The organism is Castellaniella sp. (genome assembly GCF_049671645.1).
In the GTDB taxonomy this organism is placed as follows: domain Bacteria; phylum Pseudomonadota; class Gammaproteobacteria; order Burkholderiales; family Burkholderiaceae_B; genus Castellaniella.
Genome location: NZ_JBATVG010000028.1, coordinates 22,456 through 44,531 on the forward strand (window position 1 = coordinate 22,456; position 22,076 = coordinate 44,531).

Here is a 22,076-nt window from a genome sequence, read left to right on the forward strand (position 1 = left end):
TTGCTCACCGCACCCTGAGCCCATCCAGCTGCCAGACCGACCGCGCAAAAGACCGCTCGCGCATCTCCTTCGACAAGCGGTCATAGGGGTACACCACGAACAACGGCCCCTTGTCGCGCGACGACATGGGCTTGCCGTCCATGCGCAGCGCGATGATCACGTCCAGCGTTCTGGCGTCTTCAAAAGGGATGGCTGCGACATAGTCGTTCACCGCGACAGCTTCGATCCGGGTGCCGCTGGCCCCGGCGGCGGCCAGCACGTCGCGCAGCAGCGGCCCCTGGAACGACACGGGCCGCAGATACCAGGGCGTGGTCACTGTGTAGGTTTGCTGCGGCAGCGCCTCTAGCGCGCGCATGTCGAACCGGGTCTGTCGGCCGTGGCTCTCCACCGTCAGCACGATCTTGCCGGGGGGCTCGGATTGCACGGAAACCACGGCGTGCCGGGGACTGACGAAAACCGCGACGAGGGCCGTCACGACCACGAGCAGCGCGAGATACAGTCCGCCCAGCAGCATCAGGCGCCGGCCATCCGAGCGGCGCTGACGGCGCCCTTGCGGGGCTTTGGGCGCGCGGCGCAGGAAGGGCGTCATGCAGATCCCTCCTGTCTCGCGGCGCGCGCGAGCGCCTCGGCATCCACCGCGTCGATCTGCTCCGGGCGCATGAAGGCCCGCGCATAATCCAGCCACACTTGGCTGCGCACGAAGTACTGGAACAGCTCGGGGTCCAGGTGCCCGCCTTTGCACATGGCCGCCATGATGCCCAGCGACTCGGACAGGGTCTTGGGCGCCTTGTAGGGACGATCGGCCGCCGTGAGGGCCTCGAACACGTCCACCAGCGCGATGATCCGCTCGGTGGTGCCAAGTTGTTCGCCGCGCAGGCGGCGCGGATAGCCGGCGCCGTCCATGCGCTCGTGGTGATTGGCCGCGATGTCGGGCACCCGCCGCAGGTGTGGCGGCCACGGCAGGCGCTGAAGCATGATGAGCGTCTGCACGATATGGTCGTTGATGGTGAAGCGGTCCTCATCGGTCAACGTGCCGCGCCGGATGGCCAGGTTGTGCAGCTCGCCCAGGTTGCGCCGGTGTTCAGGCAAGACCATGTCGAAACCCCACGTATTGCGAGGATCGTCGCGCTCCACGGCGGGCCGCCGCGCATCGTCCCAGGGGACGATGTGGCGCGGCTGGTCGGCCAGCAGCGGCTCGGTAGCGGGCAATGACGGCGGCGCGAGGCGGCCGCCGGTCAGCCGCGCGCTTTCCTGGGCATCCAGGCCCAGCGCATCGTCAAAATAACGCTGCCAGGTCTGCGCGCCGATGGCGTGCAAGCGTTCGATGACGCCGTCGGACAGGGTTTCGCCGCCGATATTGCATTCCGCGACAAACCGGAAATCTTCGCGCAGCCGCGCCTGGACAGTGTCGCGCCGGGCCTCGGCGGCGCCGGCGTCCTCGCCACGCAACCGGGCCTGCAGGCAGTCGATCTCGGCATCGCGCCAGAGCGCTTCAAAGCGCATGCGGATTTCATGGATACGGTTATAGACGACCTCCAGCTTGGTGGCCTTGTCCATGATGTGTTCTGGGCTCGTCACCTTGCCGCAATCGTGCAGCCATGCCGCCAGGCGAAAGGCCTCGCGCTCGTCTTCGTTCAGGTGAAAATCCGCATAGGGGCCGCTGGCCTCGGTTTCCATGCGATCGGCCAGCAGGATGGCCAGCTTCGGCACCCGTTCGCAGTGTCCGCCCGTGTACGGGCTCTTGGCATCGATGGCGTCGGCCAGGATATGGGTCACGGACTCGAACAGCTTGCGCTGCGCCTCGATCAACTGGCGCGTCTCGATGGCCACGGCCAACATGCCGGTCAGGCGATCGGCAAAAGCCACGAACTCTGGCGCAGCGTGGTCCCAGTCCGCGTCATGGACCAGCACCAGCAGTCCCTGCGACTGCTGGTCGCGGCCGATCAATGCGAAGGCGATCCGGCGATGATCCCGGCCCCGCACCCGGGCGTCGGCCAGCATCGCTTCGCCTTCGTCCGCGCTCATCGAATCCCGCAATGCGCCTTGCGCCCCGAACGCGGCCACGCGCGTCAAGCGATGGCGCTCGCCATCAAAGAGATAGACGGCGCCGCCTTCGCAGCGCGTCGCCTGGACGAATTTTTCCAGCACCCGCGCAAGCATGGTTTCGATCCGCGGCTCGGAGCCCAGCACACGGCTGATTTCAAGCAGCGCCTCCATCGAGCCCGCGACCTTGTCCATGACGCCGTTGAGGGCCTCGACTTCGCGCAATGCGGAGACGGACCGATGCTTGCGGCGGCGGAAATCGAATCGGGACATGCGCAGCGACTGCGCCGAAACCCCTTCCAGGGCGCGCCCTACGGCACTGCCGACCCACCAGCCGAGCGGCAGGAACAGCACGATCAACACGACCGACATCAGCACCATGCGCGTGCGGGTGAGCGTCAGCGCGCCCAGCAGCTCATCGACGGGCGCAGCGGTCAGCAGCCGCATGTCCACCCCATCGATACCATCGAACGGCAATGCCGCCCCGAACCATTCACGTCCGCCGGATTCGTAGGAGACGACCTGACCGCCGCCGTCGGCGACCTGCCACAGGCGCGCCAGCGCGTCGACGCCCAAGGCATCCAGAGTACGCAGCTGGAAGTCATCCGAATCGTCCTTGCGCACCAGCAGCGCCCCCATGTCGCGATAGCCGATCACCGCGCCATCCTCGTCCACCAGCGCCAGTTCGGCGCTGGGCGTCATGCGCAAGCCGCCCAGGGCCTCGCCCAGGTCTTCCAGCGCCAGATCCACCGCCACGATAGCCCGTCCCGAGTGCGACAAGCGGGAGAGCGTGATGCCCACCTGACGGGTCGAAAAGAAGACATAGGGTCTGGAGGTGACGGTGGACACCGTATCCATCGCACCGATATACCAGGGCCGCGCGCGCGGGTCGAACTGATAGTCGGGCTCGGGCCGGCGCATCACCAGATCGTTCTTGGCATCGTAGAACAGGAACAGCCCGTGCCTGTTGCCGTCATCGCCGCGCGCCACCACTTGCACGAGATAATTGGCCTGGGGCGGCGCCTGGAAGCGCTCGCGGATGTCGCGCCGGTCCAGTGCCCGCATCAACAGAAAATCGCCGTTTTCATAGCCGATGGAAATGGCCGACACCAGGGGATTTTCGGTGAGCTCGGTCGCGAGGACACTGCGCCGCTCCAACCGTTCATCGAGCCGCCGGGCATCGACCACAGGGTCGAATGCCAACAGGCGCAGCGACAACGAAGCAGGCTCGACGAAGCTGCGCGCCCGCTCGGCCACGATCTGGCCCGTATCGCGCGCCGTGATGGCCGCCATATCCAGCAGGATGGCCCGCGAGCCGTACCAGCTGAGCGTGATCAGCGCCCCGGCGACGAGCGCCATGGCCGCCACCGCGAGGCCCGCAATGACGAACCGGACAGGCCACGCATGCTTCACACGAGGGACTTGCGGCATGGATTTCCCCATCGTTCACCAGGGAAAGCCGCACGGACCGATCACGGCCAGGCGCCCCTGTCTTTGAATGTCACCGTGCTACGGAAAGGCTGCTTTTCAAAGTATCGTTAATCCGCCTGTCCATGGCAAGATACTCCGAATCAACTTGGCCTCACGCCACGTTCATGCGTACACTGCCGGCATGCTACGCATCGACAATCTCGGCAAGCGCTACGGCGACCATCTCGTATTCCAGGGGCTGACTCATGCGTTTGCGCCCGGGTGCGTAGCGCTCTGCGAGGAAGACAGCACGGGAAAATCCAGCCTGCTGAACATCATCGCGGGCCTGATCGCACCGGATACGGGAGACGTCTGGGTCGATGGGCATTCCCTGACCCATGCGCCGCGGCAAGCCAGGGCGCGCCTGGCCTTCGTGCCGGACGATTGCCTGGCGTTCCCTTCGCAGACGGGGCGCGAGCTGCTGGAACACGTCGCCCTGGAAAAACACGCCATCGTGGACGCCGCCGCGCTCGACCTGGCCTGCCGATTGGGGCTGGAACCGCATCTGGACAAGCGCTTCGAACAGATGTCGACAGGCACGCGTCGCAAGGTCTTCCTGACGGCCGCCGCATTGGGCGAGCCGGCCGTCATCATCGCGGACGGCCCCAGCAACGGGCTGGACAGGCAGGCCCGCGCCGCGTTGGCCGAACAATTCAGGCTCTGGTCCCGGGACCGCGTCGTGCTCTTCGCCAGCCACGACGCCGAACTGGTGCGGGCCTGCGGCGCCACCGTGACGACAGTGGCGGCGCTGGGATAACCGTCGGCAGGCCCGCGCTACCGACGGCCCCGCGTCAGGTTTTTTTGGCCGCCGCCCGGGACGCTTCCAGCCAGCGTTGGGCATCCAGCGCGGCCATGCAGCCGCTGCCGGCGCTGGTGATGGCCTGCCGATACACGTGATCCTGGACGTCGCCGGCCGCGAAGATGCCGGATGCGCTGGTGGCCGTCGCCTGCCCATCGAGGCCGCCGCGCGTCACCAGATAGCCACCGCGCATTTCGAGCTTTCCCTCGAACAGACTCGTGTTCGGCGCATGTCCGATCGCGATGAAAACGCCGGACAGATCCAGTTCGACCAGCGCGCCATCGCGATTGTCACGCAGCCGCACCCCCGTCACACCGTCGTCATCGCCCAGAACCTCGGCCAATTCGTGGTGCCACAGGATGCCCACGCGCCCTTCGGCGACCTTCTCCTGCAATCGGTCGACCAGCACGGGCTCGGCGCGGAATTGGTCGCGCCGGTGCACGACCCATACCTTGGCGGCGATCGAGGACAGATACAGCGCTTCCTCGACAGCCGTGTTTCCGCCGCCGATGACCGCCACGACCTGATCCCGATAGAAGAAACCGTCGCACGTGGCGCAGGCCGACACCCCCCGCCCGAGAAAAGCCTGTTCCGAGGGCAGGTCCAGATACTTCGCCGTGGCCCCGGTCGCGACGATGAGGGCATCGCACGTGTACTCCCCTCGCTCGCCCTGAAGGCGGTAGGGATGCTGCCCAAGATCGATCGACTCGATGTGGTCCTGCACGATCCGGGTACCGAAGCGTTCGGCATGTTCGCGCATGCGCGTCATCAGATCCGGCCCGAGAACGCCCTGGCCGTCTCCCGGCCAGTTGTCCACGTCCGTCGTGGTCATCAACTGTCCTCCGAGCGCCATTCCGCTCAGCAGCACCGGCTGCAGGTTGGCGCGCGCGGCATAAACGGCGGCGCTGTAGCCGGCCGGCCCCGAACCCAGAATCAGCAGCCGCGCGTGGCCGCCGTCATCAAAATCACTCACGATGCCCTTCCTCCGTCTGTTTCGTCCGCAACTCGATGGTTGACTGGAAGCGAAGTTGGTACAAATCGGCCAGGAACGTCACGACCCCGTACATCACGGGCGCCTTCTTATCGATGAAATACGTGGTTTCACGAATCAGCGCCGTGGAGCCCTCCTGCACCCCCGTCAGCGACGCATCGTGCGCATTGAGCGCGGCGGCGCGAACCGCGTTCATGGACGTAATCGCGTCGGCCTGCGTGCACAGCTTGAGAATCGAAAAGACATGGCTTTCCATGAGCACCTTCGGCGTGAGGGAATGCTTGAACTGCGTGAGCAGAAAGCGTTCCTCGAGCCCCATCACCCGGCCCGCCACCGACCGAAGACGCAAGAACCGGTACAAGCGCTCGGTGCCGCTGCCGAAGATGGGCAGCAAGGCCGGCGGCACCGGCACCTCGCCGTGCTCCAGCAGGTTGAATTCCACCGTCCGGTGAACCGCGCGCATGTCGTCTTCGAAGATATGCGCGATGTCGTGGACCATCCGGGGCTCGCAGATGAACGTCCCGCGACCGCGTTCTTTGCGCACCAGGCCCTGGGCCATGAGTTCGGTGATCGCCTGGCGCACGGTCGGCCGGCTCACTCCGAACATCCGGATGCACTCGTTTTCGGAAGGGAACAGGCGCCCGACCCCCTGCTCTCCCAGGCTGGTGATATAAGCCGACAGGCGCGTCGCCAGTTGCGCATACAACGGCACCGGGCTGGAGGGATTCAGCGGGTCCGATTCAATGATTCTCTCGACGCCCGCCAAGCGCTGCTCTTCACCTGCACGCAGGCCGCCAGCCTCTTGCATCTCCGTATCCTGACCGTTCAACGTCGGCATCTCCAGTGAGTCCTGAACCGTCCGCGTCATACGCTGAGCCGGCTGTCTATCCAATCCATGATCTGCGGACCGGACATGACACCCAGCTTCTTATCGAGGACCGCCCCCTGATGGATCAGCAACAAGGTCGGCAGGCTACGCACACCATAGGCCCGCATCGTCGCATTATTCTCATCAATGTTGATCTTGGCGACCGCGAGGCGGCCATTGTACTCTGCGGCCAGACCCTCAAGGACCGGGTGCATCCCCAGGCAAGGCTTGCAGGATGGCGCCCAGCAATCCACCAGCACCGGCAGGGGATTCTTCAGGACACGGGCCTCGAAGGCCATATCATCAACGTCGAAAATCATAGTGATTCCTTAAAAAATTACCGCCGGCATCGGGACATTCAGAGCGGCGCCATCCCCTCGGCGAAGGCCTCGGCCTGGGTGGGCGCGGGTTGCGTGATGGCATCGTTGGCCAACAGCAGCTCCATGTTCTTCGTGATCATCTGCGGCGTGAGCGCGGGCCGGAACGAGTGCTGCTGCTTTTCAATGCTGCGACGCAGCTCCTCGACCTTGAAGTTCGGGAACTCGACCAGGGCCACCTCCACCAGCTCATCCAGGCGCGCGGGATCTCGAGCCACGGCCATTGCCCGGGCCATCGCCCGCACCACTTTGCTCACCACATCCGGACGTTCCTGAAGCGTCGCCCCGGTGGTCTGGAAGGTCAGGTACCCCATGTCCTGGAAAACGTCGGGGCCTTCGCCGCTGGCCATGTCGACCACATAGGCCCACGTCTTGCTGCCTTCGACCGCCAGCGTGGGCCAGGGCTCGACGAGCAGCGCGGCATCGATGGAACCCGCCTCTCCGGCCGCCAGGACCTTGTCGAACCCACGGATGGGAATCAAGGTGGCGTCTTTGTCCGGTTCCACGCCGGCGGTCTGCAACAGATAGCGCGCCGCCATGTCGGCATAGCCGCCTCGCGACAAGGTGCCGATGCGCAGACCCTTCATGTCGGCGATCGTGGGCTTGCGGCCCAACTTCCGGACCACCTCCTCGCGCACGGCCAGGGCGCCGCTGAAATCCGCCTGGACGGTCATGACGCTGCGGATGTCCTCGCCGCGCTTGTTGACCTTCATCTGGTTTTCGAGCGAGGCCGCGATGAAATCGACCGAGCCGCCCAGCAAGGCCGCCACCGCCGGCGGGCCGCCGGCAAAGAAACTGACCTTCACATCCAGGCCCTCTTCCTTGAACAGGCCCTTCTGATCGGCGTAATAGATCGGCAAGGCGAAGATGGAATGCACCGAACTGCCGATCCTGACCTGGGTCTGGGCGGATGCCGCGGATGCCCCCGCCGCCAGGCACAGGCAGCTGACGGCGTACAACGCTTTTTTCAGAAAATTTCTCATGACACGTCTCCTCGGTTTTGATGTGGCCCGGGACCCAGCCCGGGCCGTGGCACACCGGAACGACTCATTCCAGTTCTTGTTTTCTCCAGCGCAACAGATAATTGCCCCACGAAACGATCAGGCGATCCAGGCTGAACGCCAGGATCATCAGCACGAACAGGGGCACCATGATGCCGGTCGTATCGAATGCGCCGCTGGCCCGGTCGATCAGGAACCCGATTCCCGCCTGAGCGGAAATGAATTCGCCCACGATCGCGCCGATGATGGAAAACGAGACCGCGCTGCGCATGCTCGATATGATCCAGGACAGCGAATTGGGCAGCAGCAGCTTGACGAACAGCTGCCAGCGCGACGATTGCAGGACGCGCATCACGTTGATGAGTGTCTGATCGACCGAACGGATGCCTTCATAGGTATTGAGCATGACCGGCACCACGACGAGCGAAAAGGCCAGGAAGAATTTCGAGGCGAACCCGATGCCGACGTACATCACCAGCAAGGGGCCCAACGCCACCCGGGGCAGACTGTTGAGCGCGATGATGAACGGCTCGATCACCGGCCCCAGCCGTCGGCTCACTCCCGTGAGCAGGCCCAGGGCCACGCCGACGAGACTGCCGATGATCAGACCGGCGACCGCTTCCTCGAGGGTGATGTACAGGTGGAACCAGATCTCGCCATCGATCGCCATGTCCACGAAGCGTTCCAGGATGAGCGAAGGGCTGCTGATCCAGAAGGTACGGATGACGCCCGTCACGGCGACGATTTCCCAGCCCGCAACCAGGAATGCCAGCACGCCTAAACGCCAGAACGTGACGGCAGTGAAGAATTTACTGATCATGGAGTCCTCCCTGCATGGAATGCCGCGCCTCGTCCTTGAGATCGAGCCAGATGCGCTCCCATAATTCCCCGTATTCCGCGCTGACCCGGATCTCGGCCAAATTCCTCGGCCGCGGGAACGGGACGGTATATTCCGCCTTGACGCGGCCGGGGCGCGCGGACATAACGACCACGCGATCCGCCAGGAAGATGGCCTCGCTCAGGTCATGGGTGACGAACACCACCGTCTTCTGGTTCTTCTCCCAATACGCCACGAACCCATCCTGAACGAGCAGCTTGGTCTGCGCATCCAGGGCTCCGAAAGGCTCGTCCATCAGCAGGATGGCCGGATCCGTCGCCAGCGTCCGGGCCAACGAGACCCGCTGGCGCATGCCGCCGGAGATCTCCGCCGGGTAGTGGTTCTCGAACCCCGCCAGTCCCAATTCCGCCAGCAGGCCGCTTGCCTTGCTGCGACGCTGCTCCAGCGGGGCGCCTTGCACTTCGAGGCTCAGGCACACGTTGTCGATGATGTTGCGCCACGGAAACAAGCCGTGGGTCTGGAACATGTAGCCGATGCCCTGCGCAATGCCGGACACATCCACGCCGCGCACACGCACGGTCCCCGACTGATGCCCCTTGACCAGGCCCGCCATGAAGTTCAAGGCGGTGCTCTTGCCGCATCCGCTGGGCCCGACGACCGCGACAAACTCCCCCGGAGCCACGCGCAGGCTGAAGTCCTGAAGGATCCCGATGGTCTTCCCTTTCCGATCCTTGCTGGAAAAAAAGACACGATCGAGCGCGATGATCGGACCCTCGCACGGTGGATCCGCCGAACCATTCGCCCCTTGCCGGCCAGCGTGGGGGTTGTCTCCCAATGAACTCATTGTGACCATCCTCCTGGAATGTCTTTAATGAATATTTCTTCTTGATCGAGCGGCGCGCTCAGCAATCCCTGCTCGCGGAGATAGCGCAGGAACGTGCTCAGGCACTGCCGGTTGGACTCGACGCCATGGGCCCAGCCGTGGCCGGGCAAGGCGTTGAAATCAGGGTCGCGGGCGTACTGGCACCACGGCAGCATGACGGGGGCCAGGTCGGTATGATCCAGCCGCGCCTGGGCCACGCGCCGAGCGTCCTCGAACAGGCGGAACAAGCGCGGCGCGAGATCCGGGAGGCGGGCATGGACCGCCGAGCGCAAGACGCACAGATGCATGATCGGAAAGATGCCCGTGGCCCTGAAATAGGCGCGCTCCGCCGCCTGCGCCGGGTCGAACAAGGATCGCAGTTCCCGGACGGCGCGATGGGCCTGCGGCGCAAGCCCGGGGCTGATCACGGCATCGACGTCTCCGCGTTGCAACAGGTCGAGCAGGCCGACTTCCGAGGCAACGGGAATATGCTTCACATCGGCGGGCACGACCGCCGCCTCCCGCGTCCCGGCACTGGCCGGCCCGGCCGCGGGCCCCCCATCGGCGCCTCCCACGCACCAGGTGACCTCCCGGGGATCGAGACCATGGTGTTCCGCCAGGATGCCGCGCAACCAGACTGCGGTCGTGGAGGCATAGTTCACCAGGCCGATCCGTTTCCCGGCCAATTGCCGCGGCGACCGGATCCTGTCGCCATGGACGTAGATCGCATGGTGCCGGAACATGCGCGAAGTAAAAATCGGCAGGCCGACAAAATCCCGTTCCCGCCGCGCCACGGCCATGCAATGCGTCGCCAGCGACATTTCCGCGACATCGAAGCCGCCCTCTTCCCGGGCCTGACGGAAAATCGACGCTGCCGCGTCCAGCCGGATCTCCAGATCCAGGCCCGCGTCGGATACCGACCCATCGAGCAGCGGCGCGATCCGGTCGCTGTAGGAGAACCCCGCGCGGATCCGCTGGCGCGCCGGCATCACAAGTACTTCCTCGGATCGGCGATGCAGCCCTCCAGCGCGCTCGCCGCAGCAGTGGCGGGACTGCACAGCAGGATCTCGGCATTCTTGTTGCCCATCCGCCCCGGCATATTGCGGTTCGAGGTGGACAGGCATCGCTCGCCATCGGCCAGCACGCCCTGGTGACCGCCGGCGCATACGGCGCAGCCGCTGGGCATCAAGGTCGCGCCCGCCGCGATGATGGCGCTCATGTCGCCGGCCTGGGTGGCCTGCAGCAGCACGTCGCGCGATGCGGGGACCACCAGCAAGCGGATCTTCGGATCGATCCGCCGTCCCTGGAGTATCCGCGCGACGATCGCCAGATCATCGGCTCGCGCATTGGTGCAGGATCCGATGAAGACCTGATCGATCGGCTGTCCGGCCACGGTGTCGACGGGCGCGCCGCGGTCTTCCATGCCCGGCAGCGTCACCATCGGAGGCACGGCCCCCAGGTCAACCGCCAGGACCCGGGAATATTCCGCCCGCGGCCCGGGCTGCACGGCTTCCCAACCATAACGGCCACGGTTGCCGACATAGGCCCGCGTGATCTCATCGGCCGGGAACACCGCGCCCTTGGCGCCCACCTCCGCCGACATATTGCACAAAGTGAACCGCTCGGAAACCGACAGGCGCGCGGCAGCGGGTCCATGGAACTCCATGAACTCGTACAAGGCCCCCAGCACGCCCAGCTCGCGGATCAGGTACAGCATCAGATCCTTGGCATAGACCCCCGCGCCAAATTCGCCCGAGAGCTCGACCCGGATCGTCGTGGGCACCTTGAACCAGATGCGGCCGGTCGCCCACAGAAACCCCATCTCCGTTTCGCCGGTCGCCAACGCCAGAGCACCGACGCCGCCCCCCGAACAGGTGTGCGAATCATTGGCCACGCACAAGGCGCCGGGCAGTATCCAGCCCTGTTCGAGCATGACCTGGTGCGCAATGCCCGTGCCGGCCTCGTAAAACCGCGCCAACCCCATATCGACCGCGAAATTCCGCACCTTCTTGTGATGATTGGCATCCTTCGCGCTATTCGCCGGCACACCATGATCCAGGCAGATGCACACCCGCTCCGGATTGACGACGGCTCGCGCGCCCATCTCATGGAAGGCATCGATGGAGAAGCTCGCATAGTCGTGCGAATAGGAAAAGTCGGGGCGGACCTCGACAATCTGCCCCGCCCTGGCCGCCGCGCCGCCGCAGCGCGAAAGCACTTTCTCGACGAACGTCATGGTCTCTTGCATCATGTCGACACTCCCAGCAGCGTCCTGCCATACGGAATCAGGCCGCCGGCCGCGATGATCGCCAATACGGCCGGCGCGATGGGCGGAAAGGAAAATACCGCGTCGCGATGCCGGATCGTGGAGTCATCCAGCGAAACCGTCACCGAATCGGCCTCCTGCACGCCTTGGGCGACGAGCTCCGGACATTCGATGGTCAGGATGCCGTTGTTCAGGCAGTTGCGGAAAAACATGCGCGCGAAGGGCCCCCCGATGATCGCCCGCACCCCGGCAGCCCTGAGCGCACGCGCCGGGGATTCCCGCCCCGTCCCATAACCGAAGGCCTTGCCGACCACCAGGATCGGATGCGAACGAACCCGTTCATTGACGTCCGGGCCGAGTTCGCCCAGCACATTGGCAGCCATCTCCTCGGGCGGCAGGAAAGAGTGGCGCGCCGGCAGGATGACATCGGCGGACACGAAGTCGCCCAATATCGCGACCTGCCCTTTGATCACGCTGTCCATGATGGCGCGCCTAGCGGTTGACGTTATCGCCGTAGAAGGCGGACGGCAGATTGGTGCGCGGCCAGGCATCCCCGTCCTCGAACTGCGCCACACCCACTGCGTGGCGCGCCATGCCGGATTCCATCATGGCCATCGAAACGATCTCGGCAACCCCGCGATCCGTCACGCCGTTGTCACGCAGCGCCTGGAAATCCTCGTCGGCCAGGCCTTCGGTGAAAGCCATCTTGCGCGCAAAGCGCAGCACCGCCTTGGTTCGGACATCGACTTTGTCCGAGTTCTCGAAATCCAGGATTTCCGCGACGTCATCCGCATCCATGCCGAAATGCTCGATCAGGTGGGTCTGATGATTATTGATGCAGCGCGGGCAATCGACTTCGCTGGCGCAGATCAGGGAAATGGCATTGCGCAAGGTCTGGGGCAAATCGCCATCCATCATCTGCAGGCGCTTGGTCAGCCCCCACCAGTGACGCAGGAGATCCACGTCCAATGCAAAAAAACCCCAGGTGGGCGTCAGGTAGCGATCCCCCTTGATCCGCTGGATGTCCGCAAAAATCTCGGCAACTTCCCCCTGGGCCTGGTCCGGTTTCACCAATGTGATCTTGTCCATTTCGCAGTCTCCTATTTGCTATTGGCACTTACTGGCCACCCACTCTCGCGGGTGAGATTGGGCTTATCTTATGGCGTTAGACATCATGATGTCAACATGTCATAATAACTTTACATCTTATCCACACTGTACCGCGCTATAAAACGAGGAGCCATTGATGAAAATCGGACGCTGTTCATGGGAAGGCCAGATCCGGCTGGCCACGATCGACGAGGCGAATGACACCGCCACATTCCTGGCGCCCAGCCTGACTCACGGGGCCAACCCCTTGCTGGATCTGATTCTTGCGGGCTCCGCCACGGAACTGCCCCCGGCAGGCACGGCGGCCCTGCGGGACGTCCGGTTCCTGGCCCCGTTCTCCGAACTGCGGCGCAATGTATTCGCCGTCGGCAAAAACTATCGGGAACATGCCGCCGAATTCGACCGCAGCGGCTTCAACGCCACTACCGGCGCCGCCGCCATCCCGGAATATCCGCAGTTCTTTTCCAAGGCCACAACCACCCTCTCCGGCCCCAACGACCCGATCCGTTTCGACCACGGCTTCACCCGGTCGGTCGACTATGAAGGCGAAATCGGCGTGATCATCGGCAAGACCTGCCGCCGGGTCGCCCCCGACGAGGCCATGGATCATGTCTTCGGCTACGTGCTGCTCAACGACGTCACCGCGCGCGACCTGCAAAAGCAGCACGTGCAGTGGCACCTGGGCAAATCGCTAGACACGTTCTGCCCGCTCGGCCCCTGGATCGCGACGCGCGACGAAATCCAGCCGCAGGACTGCCTGCTGCGCACCTGGGTCAATGGGGAACTGCGCCAGGAGGCCAGGTTTTCCGACCTGATCTTCGATGTGCCCACGTTGATCTCGACGCTCTCGCAGGGACTCACCCTGCTTCCGGGAGACATCATCGCCACGGGAACGCCCGTGGGCGTGGGCATCGGCTTCTCGCCGCCGCGTTTCCTGCAGAACGGCGATGTCGTCAGGGTGGCAGCCAACGGACTGGGAGAACTCCACAATCCGGTCTCCGCCCAGGAGGCCGCGAGATGAGCGCCGCGCCCACGCCCACCCTGCATATCCTGAGCGCCGGCGCCGCCAAAGGGCTGGTCGGCCAAATGGAAGACACGTTCGGACGCCGGCACGCGCATGCCATCTCGGGAGAATTCGGCGCGGTCGGCCTGATGCGCGAGCACTTCATGAGCGGCGCGGCCTGCGACCTGATCATTCTGAGCCAGAAGCTCATCGACGGACTGGCTGCGGACGGTCTGCTTCAGGCCGACAGCATCCGCCCCCTGGGCGTCGTCCGGACCGGGATCGCCCACCGGGCAGGCGCTCCGGCGCCACGGGTCACCGACCCGCACACCCTGGCCCAGGCTCTGCAGGCCGCTCCCGAAATCTACTTTCCCGATCCGGAAAAGGCCACGGCGGGCATCCACTTCATCAAAGTCCTGTCTGAGCTGGGGCTCGCTGAATCTCTTGCGCAGCGCCTGCGCCCCTTTCCCAACGGAGCCACCGCCATGCGGGAACTCGCCGCCCATGGCGCGCAAGGCGCCATCGGCTGCACGCAGGTCACGGAGATTCTGTACACCCCCGGCGTATCCCTGGCCGGCCCGCTGCCCGCCCGCTTCGAACTGGCGACGGTCTATGCCGCAGCCATCCCGACGAGGGCCGGCAATCCCGCCACCGCATCGAGCCTCATCGCGCTGCTCACCGGCCCCGATGCCGAGCAACAGCGGCGTCGGGGCGGCTTCGAACCCGCCTGACGGCATCCCCGTCCAGCCTATCTTCTTCCCCGAGGAAACAATATGTCGATCACCCGAGGCAATCCGCCTGGCTTCAAGAACGTGCGCGCGAGCGTCTACAACCATTATGTGCGCGTCGACAGCCCCAAAAGTCTGATCTTCGTATCCGGCCAGCTCGCACGCGATGGCGACGGCCGCCAGGTCGGCGGCAACAGCATGCTGGAGCAGACCCGGCAATGCCTGCACAACCTGGAGCTCAGCCTGAAGGCGGCCGGCGCCACCATGGCCGACGTCGTATGGACAACGGTCTATACCGTGGACATGCGTGAATTCAAGCAGATCGTGGCGGCGCGCGAAGAATTCAGCCAGGCGGGCTGCCTTCCGACCAGCACCATGGTCGAGATCAGCCACCTGAGCGAACCCGGGCTTCTGGTGGAGATCCAGGCCATCGCCGCCATCTGACGACATGCCATGGCCCGGCGGAACCCGCGCGGGCCATGGCAGCCGACTTTCCCAGAAAATCGCCGGCCACAGCCATTACACTACGGGTCTCGTCTTCCACCTTGCGCAGACTCCATGAAAGGCATCATCCTGGCCGGCGGTTCCGGCACCCGGCTGCATCCCATCACACGCGGCGTCTCCAAGCAGCTGCTGCCGATCTACGACAAGCCCATGGTCTACTACCCGCTCTCGGTCCTGATGCTGGCGGGCATCCATGACGTGCTGGTGATCTCCACCCCCGACGACCTGCCCGGCTTCCAGCGGCTGCTGGGCGACGGATCGGATTTCGGCATCACGCTGTCTTATGCGGAACAGCCCTCGCCCGACGGTCTGGCCCAGGCCTTCCTGATCGGGGCCGGGTTCATCGGCCAGGAACGCGTGTGCCTGGTGCTGGGGGACAACATTTTCTACGGCTACGGCTTCAGCCAGATGCTGCGCGAGGCGGCTCAGCGGCCCTCCGGAGCCACGGTGTTCGGCTACCGGGTGGCCGATCCGGCACGATTCGGCGTGGTGGCATTCGACGCCGACGGCCGCGCCGTCTCGATCGAGGAAAAGCCGCAACGCCCCAAATCGCCCTATGCGGTCACGGGCCTGTATTTCTACGACAACGACGTCGTGGACATTGCCCGCCAGGTCCGCCCATCGGCGCGCGGGGAACTCGAAATCACCGACGTGAACAACGCCTATCTGCGGCGGGGCGACCTGCACGTCCAGGTGCTGGGGCGCGGCTTTGCCTGGCTGGACACCGGCACGCACGAAAGCCTGCTGGATGCCGGCACCTACGTGCAGACGATCGAACGCCGCCAGGGCCAGAAAGTCGCCTGCCTGGAGGAAATCGCCTTCAACAACGGCTGGCTGGATCGCGACGGGCTCCTGGAACGCGGCCAGCGCCTGGCCAAGACGGACTACGGTCAATACCTGCTGGCGCTGGCCGGCGAAGGCCGCCAGACATGAAAGTGATCGACACGGCCCTGCCCGGCGTGCGCCTGATCGAACCCCGGGTGTTCGGCGACGCGCGCGGCTTTTTCCTGGAATCCTTCAGCGCGCGCCGTTACCGCGAGGAAGCGGGCATCGATCTGGATTTCGTGCAGGACAATGTGTCGCGCTCCGCGCATGGGGTCCTGCGCGGCCTGCACTTCCAGCGCCGGCGCCCGCAGGGCAAGCTGATCCAGGTGATCGAGGGCGCCGTGTTCGATGTGGCGGTGGACATCGACCCGCGTTCCGCGACGTTCGGGCAGCATGTCGCGGTGGAACTTTCGGCCGACAATCATCGCCAGATCTGGATTCCACCCGGCTATGCGCACGGCTTCTGCGTCACCAGCGATTCGGCGATCTTTCAGTACAAATGCACGGAGTATTACGATCCGGCCGACGAGGGCGGTCTTGCGTGGGATTGCCCGGATCTGGCGATCCCCTGGCCGATCGCCGATCCCATCCTGTCGGACAAGGACCGCCACCATCCGGGTGTGAAGGCGCTGTCGGCGCGACAGCCGCGCTGACGCCGCTGCGGCGGCTTCGAGCGCGGACGAGCCACGGCGCGGCCAAGGTCGCCCGGCGCCCTATTCCCGGATCCGCACAGTCAGGCTTTGCGCCGCCGTGCCCACGGGCCCATGGATGTCGCTCAGGACCGAAAACGTTTCGCCCAGCCCGGTCGGGCCGAAACTGACGCGCGTGTCGAAGCCGACCCACCCGGCCTGCGGCTGGCGCGTGAAGTGGATGGTCAGGTCCACATTGGCGAAAAACACCGCGTTCGGATTTTCACGAACCGCCAGGCCGTTGGCGGTATCGATCAGTTTCACGAAACCGGCCACGGGCGGATCGATTTCCCCGTCCACCAGAGGATACGCAGTGCGGATCCAGCTCTGTCCCCGGCCCGGGCGCACGTCGGCCCCCCGGCGAGCTTCCAGGGACGCGATGAAACCGCCGTCCCAGACCGATGAAAACGTCAGGGGCGGCATGGCGTCGGGCGGCGGCAGCGGCGCCCATTCTGTGCCCTGCACCCGCGCAGTATCGCTGGCCAACAGGCGCCAGATGCGCGCATGAATGCTGATCTGGTCCCCGTGACGCATGGTGGCTTCGATCAATTCGATCGAGCGGCCCGGTCGCACCACCCTGACATCGATGGTGAATGGGCCGGAATGGATCACCCCCAGCACGTCGAACGACACGCGGGACACCAGCTTGTCGCTGGGCAGGCGGCGTTCTGCTTCGGCCAGCACGAGCCCGGCGGCCGCCGCCAGATGCTGCTCACCAGGCTGCCAGGCGCCCTGGGCATGCAAGGTGGACAGGAATTCGGTGTCCCCGCGGCGCACATAGAACGCGTCGGGATAGGGTTCGTCGGCGTGACCGAGGTGCAGGTTATGAGCGGTAGGCATGCGCAAGAGTATAGAGGGTCTTTTGCGCACCCAGCGCAAGAAACGGAGTTCTTGCCATTGAATTCCAGTCTAAGCTTGACACCAAGATGAACGGATGGAATGACGTCATGAACACAGTCACCATACACACCGCAGCCACGGACAGGCGCACAGCCCTGGTTGCGCAGGCCTGCCGCCTGATCGAAACGTCCGAGGCGGCGCCGACCCTGGACGAGCTGGCCGCGCAGGCCGGCATGAGCCCCTTCCATTTCCACCGCGTCTTCAAAGCCGAAACCGGCCTGACGCCCAAGGCCTATGCCACGGCCTACCGCGCCCGCAAACTGCGCGAGGAATTGAACGCAGCCGACGGCACCGTCACCGATGCGATCTATGAAGCGGGTTTCAATTCCAGCAGCCGCTTCTACGAAACATCCGAACAGGTTCTGGGCATGCGCGCCAAAGAATACCGGGCCGGGGGCGTCGGAGCCGAAATCCGGTTCGCCGTGGGTCAATCCTCGCTGGGCGCGATCCTGGTCGCGCAAAGCCGGCGCGGCATCTGCGCCATCCTGCTGGGAGACGACCCCGACCGGTTGGTGCGCGACCTGCAGGATCAGTTCCCCAAGGCCATGCTGATCGGCGGCGATGGTGATTTCGAGCAATTGGTGGCCAGGATCGTGGGATTCATCGAGGCGCCCGGCATTGGCCTGAACCTGCCGTTGGACGTGCGCGGCACCGTGTTCCAGCAACGGGTGTGGCAGGCGTTGCGCGAAATTCCGCCCGGCCAGACGGTCAGCTATACAGAAATCGCCGAACGGATCGGCGCCCCCAAGGCCGTGCGCGCGGTCGCCCAGGCCTGCGCCGCCAACCACATCGCCGTCGCCATCCCCTGCCATCGCGTCGTGCGGCGCGACGGCAATCTCTCGGGCTACCGCTGGGGGGTGGATCGCAAGCGGGAACTGCTGCGGCGCGAAAGCAAGGAATGAGCGCGATGGCGCTGGGTCGGTGCCTGCGTCCGGGGTGTCCATTGCGCGCATCGGATACGTGCATACCGCCCTGCCATCTCCCCCGGCGCGACGCCGGAAACGCCTGCCTGCTACGATCCGGCTTTCGAGGCATCCGGCGCCACATGTCTTGGCGCCGGCTTCCGCAATCCAGAAGGATCACAGTGAATCTGACCTATCGGTGGCTCCACGACACGGTGCGCGCGCGTTTCGACTCCGACACGGCCATGGAGGCCTTTCTGCCCCAAACGCTTGCGCCCGATGAGTTGAGGCGCAAGGGCGACGACCGGTACCTGTCGGCGATGACGCAGCGGATATTCCAGGCGGGCATGCAGCATTCAGTGGTGGACGCCAAATGGCCGGCCTTCGAGGAGGCTTTTTCGGGCTTCGCGCCGGAGGCCATGGCCTTGCTCAGCGAGGCGGACCTCGAGGAGTCGCTGCGAAACAAGCGCATCATCCGCCACCTCGCCAAGCTGCAGACCATTGCCCAAAACGCCCGCTTCATCCTGGATATCCGCCGGGAACAAGGCCGCGGTTTCGGTGCTTTCATCGCCGACTGGCCGGCCACCGACATCATCGGACTCTGGCGTGTGCTTGCCCGGCGCGGCGCCCGCCTGGGGGGACGTTCAGGGGCCGGTTTCCTGCGCCTGGCCGGGAAGGATACGTTCCTGTTGACCAGCGATGTGATCGCCCGCCTGGCGTCAGCGGACATCATCGCCCGGGCGCCGGCCAGTCAACGCGACCTGCAGGCCGTGCAGGATGCGTTCAATGCCCTGCAACAAGCCTCCGGCAGGCCGCTGTGCCAGTTGTCTTCCATGCTGGCGCTGAGCATCCATCCAGCGTTCTAAGGCAACCACAAGAGAGGCGCCCGCCGAGGCGAGAGGCGCCCGCCGAGGCCCCGCTACGGGTGCCATCGGCCGGGGGCCGATACCGGCAAACAAGCATTTGAAGCACGCGGACCGTGGCAAACGCATACACTGACGGTCATTCAAGCTTTCGCGGTTTCTCGCACCGCCCTATCGTGATCACAACGGACTTTTCCTCCCTGCCCCTCCTGCCCGCCTTGCTGGACAACATGAAAGGCCTGGGCTTCGAACGGATGACGCCTATCCAGGCGCAAAGCCTGCCTCTCATCCTGGAAGGCCGAGACCTGATCGCACAGGCCAAGACCGGCAGCGGCAAGACAGCGGCGTTCGGTCTGGGCGTGCTGCAGAACCTGGACGTCAACCGCCTGACTCCGCAGGCGCTGGTGCTCTGTCCCACCCGCGAACTGGCGGGCCAGGTCGCCCAGGAGCTGCGTCGGCTGGCCCGACTGATCCCCAACGTCAAGGTGCTCACGCTTTGCGGCGGCGCCGCCGCGCGCCGCCAGACCGAATCGCTCGCGCGCGGCGCCCATCTGGTCGTGGGCACCCCCGGCCGCATCCAGGACCACCTGGAGCGCGGCAGCCTGGATCTGTCCAGCCTGAACACACTGGTGCTCGACGAGGCCGACCGCATGGTGGACATGGGCTTCTACGACGACATCGCCGCGATCGTCTCGCACTGCCCCGCCAAGCGCCAGACAGTGCTGTTCTCGGCCACCTATCCCGACAACATCCGCGCACTCAGCGCCCGCTTCCTGCGCAAGCCGGCCGAGGTCAAAGTCGAAGTCCGGCACGACGCCGATCGCATCGAACAAATTTTCTACGAAATCCAGGAAGGCGAAAGGCTGGACGCCGTGGTCACGCTGCTGACCCGCTTCCGCCCCGCGTCCACGCTGGCATTCTGCAACACCAAGATCCGCAGCCACGACCTGGTCGAACGCCTGCGGTCCGAAGGCATCAGGGCCCAGGCGCTCAACGGCGATCTGGAACAACGCGAACGCGACGAAATCCTGATCCAGTTCGCCAACCAGAGCTGCACCGTTCTGGTCGCGACCGACGTGGCCGCCCGAGGCCTGGACATCCAGAGCCTGAGCGCCGTGATCAATGTGGACGTGACCAAAGACACCGAAGTCCACGTGCACCGCATCGGTCGCAGCGGCCGCGGCGACCAGAAGGGGCTGGCGCTGAGCTTGTGTTCGCCCGAGGAAATGCGCTGGGCGAACCTGATCGAGCAATACCAGGGCGCCGCGTTGAAATGGGCCGATCTCAAATCGGTGCGTTCCAAGCCCGGGCACCCCATGCCCGCCCCCATGATCACCCTATGCGTACAAGGCGGCAAAAAGGACAAGCTGCGTCCCGGCGACCTGCTGGGCGCCCTGACCGGTGACGGCGGCCTGGCTTTCGAACAGGTCGGCAAGATCAACATCACCGAGTTCAACGCTTACGTGGCGCTGGATCGCCGGATCGCCAAGCAAGCGTTTGCGCGGCTTTCCAACAGCAATATCAAGGGACGCCGATTCCGCATGCGTTTTCTGGAAGAGTTCTGAGCCGCGAGCCGCAGGCGCAAATCAGTCCTTGCGCTTTTCAAGGGAAAACGACTTTCAGGGGCTCCAAAACAGAGCCGGCCTGCCGCGCGCTCGTGCTCATGCAATGACTCAGTCGGCAAAGGGGATCAATCCGATCCGCCGTCAATCGTCATCATCGTCGCCCTCATCGCCATAGTAGGCGCGATGGTATTCTTTCCACGCGCGCTCCTGATGCTTGCGCCAACGCTTTTCAGCGTGCTTGTAGGCGTGCTCGTCGTAATAATACGGCGCCCCCGGCACATAATAGGTCGGACCGGGCACCACGACGACACGCGGAGGAGGCGGTGGCGGCACGTAGTACACGGGAGGTCCTCCGAACACGACACCCGGAATGCTGATCCCGATACTCAGGTCCACCCCACCCGCCTGTACAGCCGGGGTCCCCACGAATAATCCCAGCGTCAGCGCAGCCACGGATACTATTTTTCTCATCGATCGTCTGCCAACAAATTGGGTAGCGCCATTGTCATGCAAGCACGGATGGGTGGGCGGGCAATGTACATCAAGATATTACCCAGCCCGACATCCCCGCAGTCAGCGGTACAAATATTCACGCTTATTGCTTGAAAATACAGGCGCTTTCGATCGGCGGTGGCTCCCGACCAACACCGGCTCCGGAAAACCGGTACAATCTCGCCCTACCGTCACGGGGGAGTAGCCGCGCTTCTTTCCGAAGCGGCTTGCATCAACATGCTTGGCTTACGCCATGGTGCAAGCGGTTCCTGAACTTGGCAAGACCTTTGACTACTGTGCATCCATCCTGGCCGGAGATGCGTCGTAGTCATTCGTCTGTCATCCGGCCCGGAAACTCTGATGGAAGCCTTCCTCATCTCGACGGGTGTCGTCGCCCTTGCCGAAATCGGCGACAAGACCCAGCTCCTTGCCTTCATCCTGGCTGCACGCTTCAAAAAGCCGGTACCCATCATCCTCGGCATTCTCGCCGCGACCCTCGTCAATCACGGTCTGGCCGGCGCATTGGGGGCCTGGATCACCGCGCTCGTCAATCCAACCGCGCTCAGCTGGATCCTGGGGTTCTCCTTCATCGGAATGGCCGTCTGGACCCTCATCCCCGACAAAATAGACGATAGCGAAACGGCCGCGGCCAAACGGCTCGGCGTCTTCGGCGCGACATTGGTGACCTTCTTTCTGGCGGAAATGGGCGACAAAACACAGATCGCCACCGTCGCCCTGGCGGCGCATTATGGAACGCCGCTACTGGTCGTGATCGGCACCACCGTCGGCATGCTGCTGGCGGACGTGCCGGCGGTGTTCGTCGGTGATCGGCTGGGCTCCAGGATCCCGATGAAGCTGGTCCACACGATCGCCGCCGCAGTCTTCGCGATCCTCGGGGTGGTGACACTCTGGGGGGCCGCGACGGGCCTGCAGTTGTAAGCAGGGAGGCCGTCTGACGCAGCCTGCGCTCAACGACACGC

24 protein-coding genes and 1 riboswitch are annotated in these 22,076 nt (G+C 64.7%); of the genes, 10 read left to right on the top strand and 14 right to left on the bottom strand.

Going from position 1 to position 22,076, the window contains the following annotated elements; genetic code table 11:
* Positions 1-4: 4 nt before the first annotated feature.
* Both WBG56_RS15515 and WBG56_RS15520 read right to left on the bottom strand, forming a co-directional pair.
* Positions 5-589: a molybdopterin-dependent oxidoreductase gene (locus WBG56_RS15515; RefSeq protein WP_424269938.1), complete on the bottom strand. Its 585-nt coding sequence runs from the start codon at positions 587-589 to the stop codon at positions 5-7.
* Positions 586-3,474 carry an HD domain-containing phosphohydrolase gene (locus tag WBG56_RS15520; RefSeq protein ID WP_424269940.1) on the bottom strand — a complete coding sequence of 963 codons (2,889 nt, stop codon included), beginning with the start codon at positions 3,472-3,474 and terminating at the stop codon, positions 586-588. The genes WBG56_RS15515 and WBG56_RS15520 overlap by 4 nt, the downstream gene beginning before the upstream one ends.
* A 181-nt stretch (positions 3,475-3,655) precedes the next feature.
* Between WBG56_RS15520 and WBG56_RS15525 the strand changes: the two genes are divergently transcribed.
* Positions 3,656-4,270, top strand: a complete 615-nt coding sequence (locus tag WBG56_RS15525) for an ABC transporter ATP-binding protein (RefSeq protein WP_424269942.1) — start codon at positions 3,656-3,658, stop codon at positions 4,268-4,270.
* Between the two features lie 34 nt (positions 4,271-4,304).
* Here WBG56_RS15525 and trxB read toward each other — a convergent pair whose 3' ends face one another.
* The 10 genes from trxB to WBG56_RS15575 form a co-directional block, all read right to left on the bottom strand.
* Positions 4,305-5,285, bottom strand: coding sequence for a thioredoxin-disulfide reductase (trxB, locus tag WBG56_RS15530; RefSeq protein ID WP_424269943.1), 981 nt, complete (start codon positions 5,283-5,285; stop codon positions 4,305-4,307).
* Positions 5,278-6,141 (bottom strand): GntR family transcriptional regulator, encoded by an 864-nt coding sequence (locus tag WBG56_RS15535; protein ID WP_424269944.1) that lies wholly within the window; start codon positions 6,139-6,141, stop codon positions 5,278-5,280. The genes trxB and WBG56_RS15535 overlap by 8 nt, the downstream gene beginning before the upstream one ends.
* A 26-nt stretch (positions 6,142-6,167) precedes the next feature.
* Positions 6,168-6,491 carry a thioredoxin family protein gene (locus WBG56_RS15540; protein ID WP_424269946.1) on the bottom strand — a complete coding sequence of 108 codons (324 nt, stop codon included), beginning with the start codon at positions 6,489-6,491 and terminating at the stop codon, positions 6,168-6,170.
* Positions 6,492-6,529: 38 nt separating this feature from the next.
* On the bottom strand, positions 6,530-7,531 hold the full coding sequence (locus tag WBG56_RS15545) for an ABC transporter substrate-binding protein (protein WP_424269948.1): 1,002 nt from the start codon (positions 7,529-7,531) through the stop codon (positions 6,530-6,532).
* 64 nt (positions 7,532-7,595) lie between these two features.
* Entirely contained in the window at positions 7,596-8,369 is a 774-nt protein-coding gene (locus WBG56_RS15550) for an ABC transporter permease (protein ID WP_424269950.1), read from the bottom strand.
* Positions 8,359-9,231, bottom strand: coding sequence for an ABC transporter ATP-binding protein (locus tag WBG56_RS15555; RefSeq protein ID WP_424269952.1), 873 nt, complete (start codon positions 9,229-9,231; stop codon positions 8,359-8,361). The genes WBG56_RS15550 and WBG56_RS15555 overlap by 11 nt, the downstream gene beginning before the upstream one ends.
* On the bottom strand, positions 9,228-10,238 hold the full coding sequence (locus WBG56_RS15560; protein ID WP_424269954.1) for a hypothetical protein: 1,011 nt from the start codon (positions 10,236-10,238) through the stop codon (positions 9,228-9,230). The genes WBG56_RS15555 and WBG56_RS15560 overlap by 4 nt, the downstream gene beginning before the upstream one ends.
* Complete coding sequence (locus WBG56_RS15565) at positions 10,238-11,500, bottom strand: 3-isopropylmalate dehydratase large subunit (RefSeq protein ID WP_424269956.1); 1,263 nt, start codon at positions 11,498-11,500, stop codon at positions 10,238-10,240. Before WBG56_RS15565 ends, WBG56_RS15560 begins: the two co-directional genes overlap by 1 nt.
* Positions 11,497-11,997 (bottom strand): hypothetical protein, encoded by a 501-nt coding sequence (locus WBG56_RS15570; protein ID WP_424269958.1) that lies wholly within the window; start codon positions 11,995-11,997, stop codon positions 11,497-11,499. Before WBG56_RS15570 ends, WBG56_RS15565 begins: the two co-directional genes overlap by 4 nt.
* A 10-nt stretch (positions 11,998-12,007) precedes the next feature.
* Positions 12,008-12,604, bottom strand: a complete 597-nt coding sequence (locus WBG56_RS15575; protein WP_424269960.1) for a carboxymuconolactone decarboxylase family protein — start codon at positions 12,602-12,604, stop codon at positions 12,008-12,010.
* A gap of 157 nt (positions 12,605-12,761) precedes the next feature.
* Between WBG56_RS15575 and WBG56_RS15580 the strand changes: the two genes are divergently transcribed.
* From WBG56_RS15580 to rfbC, 5 genes are all read left to right on the top strand, one after another.
* Positions 12,762-13,646, top strand: a complete 885-nt coding sequence (locus WBG56_RS15580; RefSeq protein WP_424269962.1) for a fumarylacetoacetate hydrolase family protein — start codon at positions 12,762-12,764, stop codon at positions 13,644-13,646.
* Positions 13,643-14,359, top strand: a complete 717-nt coding sequence (locus WBG56_RS15585; RefSeq protein WP_424269964.1) for a molybdate ABC transporter substrate-binding protein — start codon at positions 13,643-13,645, stop codon at positions 14,357-14,359. The genes WBG56_RS15580 and WBG56_RS15585 overlap by 4 nt, the downstream gene beginning before the upstream one ends.
* A gap of 42 nt (positions 14,360-14,401) precedes the next feature.
* The gene (locus tag WBG56_RS15590; protein WP_424269966.1) at positions 14,402-14,800 is read left to right on the top strand and encodes a RidA family protein; all 399 of its coding nucleotides are present in this window, start codon (positions 14,402-14,404) and stop codon (positions 14,798-14,800) included.
* Positions 14,801-14,914: 114 nt separating this feature from the next.
* On the top strand, positions 14,915-15,793 hold the full coding sequence (gene rfbA, locus WBG56_RS15595) for a glucose-1-phosphate thymidylyltransferase RfbA (protein ID WP_424269968.1): 879 nt from the start codon (positions 14,915-14,917) through the stop codon (positions 15,791-15,793).
* Positions 15,790-16,338, top strand: coding sequence for a dTDP-4-dehydrorhamnose 3,5-epimerase (gene rfbC / locus WBG56_RS15600; RefSeq protein WP_424269970.1), 549 nt, complete (start codon positions 15,790-15,792; stop codon positions 16,336-16,338). The genes rfbA and rfbC overlap by 4 nt, the downstream gene beginning before the upstream one ends.
* Positions 16,339-16,398: 60 nt before the next feature.
* Here the strand turns inward: rfbC and WBG56_RS15605 are convergent, their stop codons facing one another.
* Positions 16,399-17,214, bottom strand: coding sequence for a thioesterase family protein (locus tag WBG56_RS15605; protein ID WP_424269972.1), 816 nt, complete (start codon positions 17,212-17,214; stop codon positions 16,399-16,401).
* Between the two features lie 86 nt (positions 17,215-17,300).
* On the opposite strand from WBG56_RS15605, the gene ada reads away from it, so the two are divergent.
* The 3 genes from ada to dbpA all read left to right on the top strand — a co-directional run bounded on the left by ada (position 17,301) and on the right by dbpA (position 20,604).
* A complete protein-coding gene (gene ada / locus WBG56_RS15610; RefSeq protein WP_424269974.1) occupies positions 17,301-18,176 on the top strand; it encodes a bifunctional DNA-binding transcriptional regulator/O6-methylguanine-DNA methyltransferase Ada in 876 nt (291 codons plus the stop codon).
* Positions 18,177-18,358: 182 nt separating this feature from the next.
* A complete protein-coding gene (locus WBG56_RS15615; RefSeq protein WP_424269976.1) occupies positions 18,359-19,042 on the top strand; it encodes a DNA-3-methyladenine glycosylase I in 684 nt (227 codons plus the stop codon).
* A 173-nt stretch (positions 19,043-19,215) separates the two neighbouring features.
* A complete protein-coding gene (gene dbpA / locus WBG56_RS15620) occupies positions 19,216-20,604 on the top strand; it encodes an ATP-dependent RNA helicase DbpA (RefSeq protein ID WP_424269978.1) in 1,389 nt (462 codons plus the stop codon).
* A gap of 141 nt (positions 20,605-20,745) precedes the next feature.
* On the opposite strand, the gene WBG56_RS15625 is transcribed toward dbpA, so the two are convergent.
* On the bottom strand, positions 20,746-21,075 hold the full coding sequence (locus tag WBG56_RS15625; protein ID WP_424269980.1) for a hypothetical protein: 330 nt from the start codon (positions 21,073-21,075) through the stop codon (positions 20,746-20,748).
* 205 nt (positions 21,076-21,280) lie between these two features.
* Positions 21,281-21,454, top strand: a riboswitch (yybP-ykoY riboswitch).
* Positions 21,455-21,456: 2 nt separating this feature from the next.
* Here WBG56_RS15625 and WBG56_RS15630 point away from each other — a divergent pair.
* A complete protein-coding gene (locus tag WBG56_RS15630) occupies positions 21,457-22,035 on the top strand; it encodes a TMEM165/GDT1 family protein (protein WP_424269982.1) in 579 nt (192 codons plus the stop codon).
* Positions 22,036-22,076 lie beyond the last annotated feature (41 nt).